General features: G+C 34.3%; 8 protein-coding genes. 6 read left to right on the top strand and 2 right to left on the bottom strand.

The features are described from left to right. Window positions 1-314 precede the first annotated feature (314 nt). Window positions 315-1,031 (top strand): DUF4197 domain-containing protein, encoded by a 717-nt coding sequence (locus JE46_RS23195; RefSeq protein WP_031457681.1) that lies wholly within the window; start codon window positions 315-317, stop codon window positions 1,029-1,031. A 29-nt stretch (window positions 1,032-1,060) separates the two neighbouring features. Then, window positions 1,061-1,915 carry a formyltetrahydrofolate deformylase gene (gene purU / locus JE46_RS23190; RefSeq protein WP_031457680.1) on the top strand — a complete coding sequence of 285 codons (855 nt, stop codon included), beginning with the start codon at window positions 1,061-1,063 and terminating at the stop codon, window positions 1,913-1,915. A 79-nt stretch (window positions 1,916-1,994) separates the two neighbouring features. Here the strand turns inward: purU and JE46_RS23185 are convergent, their stop codons facing one another. Both JE46_RS23185 and JE46_RS23180 read right to left on the bottom strand, forming a co-directional pair. Then, complete coding sequence (locus JE46_RS23185) at window positions 1,995-4,691, bottom strand: SdiA-regulated domain-containing protein (protein WP_051873001.1); 2,697 nt, start codon at window positions 4,689-4,691, stop codon at window positions 1,995-1,997. Window positions 4,692-4,879: 188 nt separating this feature from the next. After that, complete coding sequence (locus JE46_RS23180; RefSeq protein ID WP_031457678.1) at window positions 4,880-6,049, bottom strand: proline dehydrogenase family protein; 1,170 nt, start codon at window positions 6,047-6,049, stop codon at window positions 4,880-4,882. 284 nt (window positions 6,050-6,333) lie between these two features. Between JE46_RS23180 and aroB the strand changes: the two genes are divergently transcribed. The 4 genes from aroB (at window position 6,334) to JE46_RS23155 (ending at window position 10,596) form a co-directional block, all read left to right on the top strand. After that, window positions 6,334-7,401 (top strand): 3-dehydroquinate synthase, encoded by a 1,068-nt coding sequence (gene aroB, locus JE46_RS23175; RefSeq protein ID WP_031457677.1) that lies wholly within the window; start codon window positions 6,334-6,336, stop codon window positions 7,399-7,401. A gap of 294 nt (window positions 7,402-7,695) precedes the next feature. Then, the gene (locus tag JE46_RS23165; protein ID WP_031457675.1) at window positions 7,696-9,099 is read left to right on the top strand and encodes a type III PLP-dependent enzyme domain-containing protein; all 1,404 of its coding nucleotides are present in this window, start codon (window positions 7,696-7,698) and stop codon (window positions 9,097-9,099) included. A 110-nt stretch (window positions 9,100-9,209) separates the two neighbouring features. Then, a complete protein-coding gene (locus JE46_RS23160; RefSeq protein WP_031457674.1) occupies window positions 9,210-10,178 on the top strand; it encodes a deoxyhypusine synthase family protein in 969 nt (322 codons plus the stop codon). 7 nt (window positions 10,179-10,185) lie between these two features. Then, a complete protein-coding gene (locus JE46_RS23155) occupies window positions 10,186-10,596 on the top strand; it encodes a hypothetical protein (RefSeq protein ID WP_031457673.1) in 411 nt (136 codons plus the stop codon). Window positions 10,597-10,659 lie beyond the last annotated feature (63 nt).

Raw genomic sequence — 10,659 nt, 5'->3', positions numbered from 1 at the left:
TAGGCATTAAATCCTTAATTACTATTCTGAAGCTTATTCAATAAAACTGACAAAGTCCTAATCAGGGCATAAGTAGCAAACTTTGATAGAAGAGAAGGTTCACTTTGTCAGTTTGGTTGTTGATTAAAATTACTTTAAATCTTCCTAACAAATCTAAAGGATGGAAGCGGTATCCCGCACTTTTTCTGTGCGGAATTTAGCGGACAGCAGGACAAAAGTTAATTATGAAACAAAATGTTTGTGCTCCTGAAATAAAATTGTGGCTTTGTTTTTGAATAAGTAGTATTTTTGAAACTTATAAAAACCCCATTTTAATGAAAAAGATTATACTTCTGGCATTGGCATTTTCTCTTAACTCCTGTGCACAGGTACAACAAACACTAAATCAGTTACCACAATTATCTTCACAAATTCCAAATCTGGGTGTTGATATCTCTGCTGGTCTAAAAGAAGCTTTAAATAAAGGAATAACGCAACAGGTAAGCAAATTGACTGCTGTCGATGGTTTCTATAAAAATGAAGCGGTAAAAATACTTATGCCTGCAGAGCTTCAAAAAGTAGATGCAACTTTGAGAAAAGTGGGACTTGGTTCTCTTGCAGATGAAGGAATAAAAGTATTGAACCGTGCGGCTGAAGATGCCGTAAAGGAAGCAACGCCAATATTTGTCTCAGCTGTTAAAAACATGTCTTTTACTGATGCTAAAAACATTTTGTTAGGAAATGACAGTGCTGCAACAAGTTATTTACAAGGAAGCACCACAACTCCTTTGTACGCAAAATTTAATCCTGTAATTAAAAGTTCATTTGAAAAAGTGGGTGCTGATGTTATCTGGACAAAAATTATTAACAAATACAACACTATTCCGCTGGTAAAAAAAGTAAATCCTGATTTAACTGATTACACTACGAACCAGGCTTTGGCAGGCGTTTTTAAAATGATTGCCGTAGAAGAAAAAGAAATCCGAAATAATATCAGTGCAAGAACAACTCCGTTGTTAAAAAGTGTTTTTGCTATGCAGGATAACAAATAAGCAAATAACCGATTAACCAAAAAATTATAATGCAAAAAATCACCATTCTGATTCACTGTAAAGACCAAAAAGGAATTATTGCAGCAGTGACTACTTTTATCGCTAAAGTTGAAGGAAACATTACTTATATCGATCAGCATGTTGATACAGAACAAAATGTATTTTTTATGCGATTAGAATGTGAATTAACCAATCATCACATTACAATTGAAAATCTAAAAGATGATTTTAACCAGACCATTGCCACTGATTTTGATATGTCCTGGGACTTGTATAATCAGGAGCAAAAGCCTAAAATGGCTTTGTTTGTATCTAAATATGATCATTGTTTATTTGATATTTTAGGAAGATACAGTGCGGGTGAGTTGAATGTTGAAATTCCATTAATCATCAGTAATCACAATGATCTGCGTTCTATAGCAGAGCGCTTTGATATTCCGTTTCATTGTGTTCCTTTTACAAAAGACAATAAGGAAGAAGGTGAAGCTAAGCAAATCGAATTATTAAAAAGATATCAAATTAATTTTATTGTTCTGGCACGTTATATGCAAATTATTACGCCTGGATTGATTTCGCTTTACGAAAATAAGATTATAAACATCCATCACTCTTTTTTACCTGCTTTTCCTGGTGCAAAACCGTATCATTCAGCATTTAAAAGAGGAGTGAAAATTATTGGTGCAACGAGCCATTACGTAACAGAAGAGTTAGATGAAGGCCCAATTATTGAACAGGACATTGCACGTGTTTCACATATCCATTCGGTAGAAGATTTTATAATGAAAGGTCGTGATTTGGAACGTATTGTTCTGGCAAGAGCCATAAAATTGCATGCCGAACGTAAAACAATGGTTTACAGCAATAAAACAGTTGTTTTTTCTTAAAAGATCAAGAATTATAAAATTAAAGAAGCCGTTTCAAGTTATTTTGAAACGGCTTCTTCTTTTAGAAAATATTCTAATATTATTTCTTAATCACACGGATTGTTTTTCTGTTTCCTCCCTGAATTACAACAACATTGTAAACACCAGTTGCGTAATCATTTCCTATTCTTTGGCTTTGCGCTTCATCAGCATTATTAAACTCAAAAGCATCTACCTGTTTTCCGTTCATGTCATATACATTTATTACAACGCTATCATTACTAAGTATTCCTAAATCTAACTGGAAAACTGAACTGTAAGGAACCGGATAAGCCACTACTTTAAAAGTATTTATTTCTGAAGGATTCTCAATACCTAAATTAGGGCTTGTTTTAACAAAAACACCCGGAGAACCAATTTCAGTACTGCTGTTAGCAGCAACAAACGCTCCATTGGTACCTACTGCGCTTAATTGCGTAATCGGTGTAGTTATTGTAGTAAGTCCGTCAGTATTATCAAATGTTCTAAAAGTTCCTGTAGATGAAGCCCCGAACAATACAGAAGTTACAGGAGTACTGCTTACTCCATTATATAAATTTACCTGATCTCCACTTCCGCTTAAACCAATACCTGATCCTGTGTAATTTCCGATTTTTAAGCCTGCCGGAGGATTTGCTCCAAACCAGTTACTTAAAAATGCCGTAGTTTTTCCGGCTAAATCACTAGTCTCAATAAAGATTACAGATTCTCCTGGTGCAATACTGGTAATTCCGTTTAATGTAACGGCAGCTGCAGGCGACTGTGAATTATCATCAACTTTCCAGCCTGTAATATCAACCGCTACTGCTTTAGTATTTGTAATTTCAAACCAGTCAGCTCCTACAGGACTATCTCCGCTTGACCATGGAGCCACTTCAGAGATAAATAATTTTCCTGTAGTTCCAGGAGAACCAATTTGATTCGCATCATTTTTAGCTGCAAAACCATCGTTAACACCAATCTGACTCAATGTTGAAATTGTAGTGTTGTTAAGACTGGCTGCATTATTAAATGTTATATTGGTTGTTGATGTTCCAAAAATGACATTCGCTTTTAGATTTCCACTCGCATCAAATAAGTTTACCTGATCACCTCCTGAACTTAGACCTATTGAACCGCCAGTATAACTTCCAACTTGTAAACCTGCCGGTACATTGCTTCCAAACCAGGTCGATTTAAAGTTAGCGATAACAGTTGCATTATTTGCAGCAGTTGTTTCTAAGAAAATTACAGATTCTCCAGCCTTAATAGTGGTGATTCCATTTAAAGTTAAAGCTGAAGAAAATGTCTTAGAATCATCGTCTACTTTCCATCCTGTAATATCCAGATCGGTAGTTCCGTTGTTTGTTACTTCAAACCAATCGGCTTTAATTGAGTCAACGCTGCTGGACCAGGGCGCTACTTCTGTAATACTTACTGCCGCAATTGGTGCTACTTCATTCGTCACATCTGTAATTGACAATGTAAAATTAACTGAAGTATCAGGGGTTGAGCCAACAGTAGTATCATCTACATTTATAGTCACACTGTAACTCGTTTTGTTTTCATAATCCAATACCGTTCCTGCTTTGATATATAAAGTTGAACCAATGATTTGAAAAGAACCTGCATCTGCACCTGATAATGATAAGGTGTTTGTCCCTAATCCATCATCTGTAACCAAAATATCAGAAATTTTAACTGCCGGTGTAGTGGTTGTATTCTCTAAAACTGAATTTATTGTATTTGCCAAAGCAACAGCTGTAGGTGCCTGATTTGGCAAAGCCGAAGGAGCATACACCCAAAGCTGCGGGTGATCGATATCCCCACCTCCATTTTCGTTGACAATATATAAATTACCATTACGATCCATAGTCATTCCCTCGTGTTGCTGATTAGCAGCATCTAAAGGATTTCCCGGATCTGACACGATAGTTAAAGTACTTGAAATTACTCCATTTCGGTCTATATTTACTACTTTGGCATTTTCCTGGCTCAATACCAATAAATTGTTATACAAAGACTGACCATTTAGTGCCGGCAAATTAGATAAAGCAAAAACATCAGCAACATCTGAAAAACCTAGCAATGCAGGATCGAAAAGATTAACAGAGTTATCTGTTGTAGGCGAACCATTAGTTGCTGTTCCGGCATCAAAATCAATTCCTGTCTGGAAAATTCCCATTGGAGATATCTCTTTTAAAACAATATAACCATTCGTAAGCGGATCATAAGAAAGTCCCTCTGTTCCTGTATTATTAACGAATGTTCCTAATTTTACCGTTTTTGTATTACTTCTGGCAAGCGTTGTTCCTGCAACATACGTAAACAAAACGACTTGTCTGTCACGCTCTTCAGTCATTACAAACTGACCGTTACCAATATAAGTAATCCCTTCAGAGTCATAAAAATCGGTTCCCTGTGGGCTGCTTCCCTGAGCCAGTGTCATGGTATCGATTAGTTGTCCTGTTAGTGATACCTGAGTAACAGAGGTAGTTCCATCTCCCACAATAAAAAGCGTATTGGTATCCCAGTTGTAAGTTACTCCTGAAGCTTCCTGAGCCAGTAAATTATTCACCGGATGCGCGGTTCTTGTTGGCTCCGGCAAATCGTATCGTCCTACTCTGACATAAGTCGAAAGATCTACAGTCTGAGCCACATTATTTTGACTAAAACCTAATATTGCCATAATTGATAATAATCCTGTTTTGAGATTAAATAATTCTGACTTAAAATTGATTGTAGCGTTGTGTGGATTTAACAGTAAAGATTTTATCATATTGGTAAATTTTAATTTGGTACAAATCTATTTAACAGCAAAATTTTGTACTTAATGTAATAGTTACTTTATGATTAACTCTTTGTTTTTATTTTTTAAGTGAATGTTATGAAAAAAAATAAACTCAAAACAAAACCGCCTCAGGTTATGAGACGGTTTTGTTTAAGATAGTAGTATATTGAAAATTTTTATTTCCCTTTTCTTCTTTTACGTTCTGCTTTAATCATAGACAATTCGCGACTTGTTTGACCGGCCACAGAGGTATTTTCTTCTGCACGGCGAATCAGGTACGGCATCACGTCTTTTACAGGTCCGAAAGGCAAATATTTTGCAACATTATATCCATTTTCTGCAAGATTATAACTGATGTTATCGCTCATTCCGTATAATTGCCCAAACCAGATTCTGTTATCATTTTTGGCAATTGCTTTTTGTTCCATCATTTCCATCAATTTATATGAACTCAATTCATTGTGGGTTCCTGCAAAAATTGACATCGTGTTCAAATGATCCAGCATATAAAGTACAGCAGCATCATAATTCTGATCAGTCGCTTCTTTAGAAACACATATTGGGGAAATATATCCTTTTTCTTCTGCTCTTTTATTCTCTTTCTCCATATAAGCGCCGCGAACTAATTTCATTCCAATAAAGAAACCTTCTTTTTTAGCAATTTCATGAAGCCTTTTCAGATAATCCAAACGATCCCAACGATACATTTGTAAAGTATTAAAAACTATGGCTTTTTCTTTATTGTATTTGCGCATCATCTCAGTTACCAGATCATCGGCGGCATCCTGCATCCAGCTTTCCTCTCCATCAATTAGTAATGCCACATCTTTCTTATGTGCTTCACTGCAAACATGATCAAAACGGGCTACAACTCTACTCCATTCTTCTTGTTCTGATGGGGTTAAAACTTGTTTTTCTCCTAATTTCTCATACAATTCAAAACGTCCCAAACCAGTTGGTTTAAAAACTGCAAACGGAATTGCCAGACGTTCTTTGGCGAATTCAATAGTTTTTAAAGTCATTTCCAGTGCAGCATTAAACTGCTCTTCCTCTTCTTTTCCTTCAACAGAATAATCCAAAACAGACGAAACGCCTTTGGTAAACATTTTGTCAACAACTGTAATACAATCGTCTTCATTAATACCACCACAAAAATGGTCAAATACAGTGGCACGAATAAGCCCTTCAACAGGAAGATGTGCCTTTATGGCAAAATTGGTAACAACTGTACCAATCCTTACCAAAGGTTCGCTGTCAATCATTTTAAAAAGAAAATAAGCCCTGTCAAGTTCTGTATCGCTTTTTAACGAAAATGCAACCTGAGTGTTGTCGAATATTTTTTCCATTAAATTTAGTTTTTGGGCAAAGATAAAGAGTGTTTTGAATATTATTTAACAAAAGGACGATATTTTTAAAAATTCATAACATTAAATAATCAGATGAAGAGTCAGATTAAAATTGGTATAAGAAGGAATTAGAACTTAATGAGGGTTAAATAACTTATAATTTGATCAAATAAATTTATTTTTAACGATTATAAAAACTTATTTTTAAAACAAATTAGAATCGGGATTTGAATATTATTTAGTTAAAAATGCCTTATTTTGCCGATTCAATTAACCGAAGAATTATGCAATCTATTCAAGCAAATAATTATTTAGTACATTTTAACCAAAATGCATACGAAGCCTTAAACAATCACTTAAAGGAAACTAAATATTCAAATGTTTTTATTATAGTTGATGATAAAACAAATGAGCATTGTTTACCTAAATTTTTGCCTTTATTAGAAACCGATTTAACTATTGAAATTATAGAATTCGAATCTGGGGAAGCAAATAAAAATATAGAAACCTGTATTCAAATCTGGAATGTACTTACTGAATTAGGAGCCGATAGAAAGTCATTGGTAATTAATCTGGGTGGAGGAGTTGTTACTGATTTGGGAGGCTTTGTAGCTTCTACATTTAAGCGTGGAGTAGATTTTATCAATATTCCGACAACTCTATTATCCATGGTAGATGCTTCTGTAGGAGGAAAAACCGGTGTTGATTTAGGAAATCTTAAAAACCAAATTGGTGTAATCAATGTGCCGCAAATGGTTTTGATCGATACGCAATATTTAGAAACTTTACCACAAAGCGAAATGCGTTCCGGTCTTGCCGAAATGCTGAAACACGGTTTAATTTATGATGTTGCGTATTGGAGACAGTTTTTAAATTTACAATCTATTGACTATGCAGACTTTGATGAACTGATTTACCGCTCGGTTGAAATTAAAAATGATATTGTAATTCAGGACCCAACGGAAAAAAACATTCGTAAAGCATTGAATTTCGGACATACTCTAGGCCACGCTATCGAAAGTTACTTTTTAGAAAGCGAGGCTAAAACAACCTTATTACATGGTGAGGCTATTGCAGTCGGAATGATTTTGGAAAGCTACATTTCCTTACATAAAGACCTTATTTCACCTGAAGAATATGCTGAAATCAAAACTGCTATCAAAGGCATTTATGATGATGTCCAATTTGAAGAAAACGACATCGATCCAATATTAGAATTACTCGTTCACGACAAAAAAAACGAGTATGGTCTGATTCAATTTGCATTGATTGAAGGGATCGGGAAAATAAAAATTAATCAATCAGTTGAAAATAAATTGATTCTGGACGCGTTTCAGGATTATAAGTCTTAAACATTTTTTTAATAAAAAGCATTGCATTAGGTATATATTATTTTTTACATTTGCCACAATGAAAACAAACAATAAACAAAGACATTTTAGTTCTTATAGAAACCGTCTCAATAGTTCTTTATTAAGAATATTGAACCGTCTTTATAATAGTAAAAGTCCGTTTTGTTTAGACGTTTTTTTATGTTCAAAGGCAGAACACGAAAAACTGGAAATTGTATTTGCCAATATCAGGGTTTGAATTTAAGATTTAGAGACGTTTACTAAATTAAAAATACATTCTAAATTGAAAGCTAAATGAATACAAAATATTCTGACCTAATCAATCAAACCTATTATTTCCCTCAAGAAGAGTTCAAATTAAACAAAGACAACTTACAATTTCATAATATTGATTTGATGAAATTGGTTGAGCAATATGGTACTCCATTAAAATTTACCTACTTACCACAGATTTCTGAAAATATCAACAAGGCAAAAGCCTGGTTCAGAAAATCAATGGAAAAGAACAAATACGAAGCAAAGTATTACTACTGTTATTGTACAAAAAGCTCTCATTTTGAATACATTATGAATGAGGCTTTCAAAAACAATATTCATGTTGAAACATCATCTGCTTTTGACATCAACATTGTAGAAAATTTGCTTGAAAATGGTAAAATCAACAAAAGCACTTATGTTATTTGTAATGGTTTCAAAAGAGACGAATACATTACCAACATCGCTAGATTAATCAATAACGGACATAAAAATACTATTCCGATTATCGATAATTATGAAGAATTAGATTTACTTCAGGCAGAAATCAAAGGAAAATTCAAAATCGGAATCCGTATTGCTGCTGAGGAAGAACCAAAATTTGAGTTTTATACTTCAAGATTAGGTATCGGATACAAAAACATAGTTTCTTTTTACAAAAAACAAATTCAGGAAAATGATAAGTTAGAGCTTAAAATGCTTCACTTTTTCATCAATACCGGAATAAATGATACAGCTTATTACTGGAACGAATTGGTAAAATGTATCAAAGTATACATTGCACTTAAAAAGGAATGTCCTAGTCTTGATGGCCTGAACATTGGAGGTGGTTTCCCTATTAAAAATTCACTTGCATTTGAATATGATTACCAATATATGATTGATGAAATTATCAATCAGATTAAAATTGCCTGTGATGAAGCTGAAGTTGATGTTCCGAATATTTTTACTGAATTCGGATCATTCACTGTAGGTGAAAGCGGCGGTGCCATTTACCAGATTTTATATCAAAAACAACAAAATGACAGGGAAAAATGGAATATGATTGATTCGTCTTTCATTACCACTTTACCTGACACATGGGCTATAAACAAGCGTTTTATCATGCTGGCGGTGAACCGTTGGAATGATACTTACGAACGGGTTTTATTAGGCGGATTGACTTGCGATAGTGATGACTATTACAACTCTGAACAAAATATGAACGCGATTTATTTGCCTAAATACAACAAAGAAAAACCATTGTATATTGGTTTCTTTAATACGGGAGCGTATCAGGAAACTATTGGAGGCTACGGAGGTTTACACCACTGCTTGATTCCACAGCCGAAACATATTTTAATCGATCGTGACGAAAACGGAATTTTAGCCACTGAAGTTTTCTCAGAACAACAAACTTCTGACGATGTTTTAAAAATTTTAGGTTATACTAAAAAAGCATAAAAAAAATCTGCAAATTAAAAGGTAATAACTTTAAAATTATTAATTTGCAGTATCACAAAAAGGTAACTTTTAATTCAAAAAACAAAAAAACAAAAAAAAACAAACAACAAATGAAAGGACCAATCAGTCAGTTTATTGAAAAACATTATTTGCACTTTAACTCTGCTGCCCTGGTTGATGCTGCAAAAGCATACGAACAGCAATTGGCAAGTGGAGCTAAAATGTTGGTAAGTATGGCTGGCGCAATGAGTACAGCAGAAATTGGCAAAATTTTTGCCGAAATAATAAGACAGGACAAAGTTCAGATTATTTCATGTACCGGAGCTAACTTAGAAGAAGACATCATGAATTTAGTAGCACACTCTCATTATGAAAGAGTGCCAAACTATCGTGATTTAACCCCGGAAGACGAATGGGCCTTACTTGAAAGAGGACTGAATCGTGTTACCGACACCTGTATTCCTGAGCATGAAGCTTTCCGTCGTTTACAAAAACACATTTACAAAATCTGGAAAGATGCTGATGATAAAGGAGAACGTTATTTTCCACATGAATTCATGTATAAAATGTTGTTATCCGGTGTTTTGGAAGAATATTACGAAATTGATTTAAAGGACAGCTGGATGTATGCAGCTGCTGAGAAAAATTTACCTATTATTGTTCCGGGATGGGAAGATAGTACAATGGGTAATATTTTTGCATCATACGTAATTAAAGGAGAGTTAAAAGCTTCAACCATGAAATCCGGTATAGAATACATGACATTCCTCGCTGACTGGTATACCAAAAACAGTGAAAACGGAATCGGATTTTTTCAAATTGGCGGTGGTATTGCAGGAGATTTTCCTATTTGTGTGGTACCAATGCTGTATCAGGATATGGAAATGCATGATGTTCCATTTTGGAGTTATTTCTGCCAGATTTCAGATTCAACAACCAGTTACGGATCCTATTCCGGAGCTGTTCCAAACGAGAAAATCACTTGGGGTAAATTAGATATTAAAACCCCTAAATTTATTATTGAGTCGGATGCAACAATTGTTGCCCCATTAATTTTTGCTTACTTATTAGATTTATAGGATATTTATGAAAAGAGTTATAGTAGACTACGCCAAACTTACCAACGAAATTTTAAACCTTTTGGTAGAAAAATTTCCTGACGGTTATGATGATTCGGATGTTATCCGTTTTAGAAATGCTAAAAACGAATTGATCGAAGCTGTTGAAGTTCGTACTGAAGACACTATTTATTTAGTAAAAATTAGTACAAAACTTGCTGACAGAATTGAAAATTATGATGAAGATGACGATATAGATCTTGATGTTGATACAATCGAACCTGTAAAAGGAATTGATCTTGATGATGATAGTGATGATGACGATGATGATGATAACCAGGACAAACCTGATACAGATGGTGGTGACGATGATGACGATGATGATGAGGACAAAGACGACATCAGTGATGAAGATGATGATGAAGACGATGAAGATTAATTCATATTTAAATAAATTAAAGGAACTCTAAATCAGGGTTCCTTTTTTTTATAAACTAAAATG

The organism is Flavobacterium chungangense LMG 26729 (assembly GCF_000735715.2).
Classification (GTDB): domain Bacteria; phylum Bacteroidota; class Bacteroidia; order Flavobacteriales; family Flavobacteriaceae; genus Flavobacterium; species Flavobacterium chungangense.
The sequence above is the reverse complement of the archived record's forward strand: the minus strand, read 5'-3'. Positions and strand labels throughout refer to the sequence as shown.

What these genes read in the sequence shown, in the direction of transcription:
- JE46_RS23195 (WP_031457681.1), top strand. Translation starts at nt 315, where the DNA reads ATGAAAAAGATTATACTTCTGGCATTGGCATTTTCTCTTAACTCCTGT.
- purU (WP_031457680.1), top strand. Translation starts at nt 1,061, where the DNA reads ATGCAAAAAATCACCATTCTGATTCACTGTAAAGACCAAAAAGGAATT.
- JE46_RS23185 (WP_051873001.1), bottom strand. Translation starts at nt 4,691, where the DNA reads ATGATAAAATCTTTACTGTTAAATCCACACAACGCTACAATCAATTTT.
- JE46_RS23180 (WP_031457678.1), bottom strand. Translation starts at nt 6,049, where the DNA reads ATGGAAAAAATATTCGACAACACTCAGGTTGCATTTTCGTTAAAAAGC.
- aroB (WP_031457677.1), top strand. Translation starts at nt 6,334, where the DNA reads ATGCAATCTATTCAAGCAAATAATTATTTAGTACATTTTAACCAAAAT.
- JE46_RS23165 (WP_031457675.1), top strand. Translation starts at nt 7,696, where the DNA reads ATGAATACAAAATATTCTGACCTAATCAATCAAACCTATTATTTCCCT.
- JE46_RS23160 (WP_031457674.1), top strand. Translation starts at nt 9,210, where the DNA reads ATGAAAGGACCAATCAGTCAGTTTATTGAAAAACATTATTTGCACTTT.
- JE46_RS23155 (WP_031457673.1), top strand. Translation starts at nt 10,186, where the DNA reads ATGAAAAGAGTTATAGTAGACTACGCCAAACTTACCAACGAAATTTTA.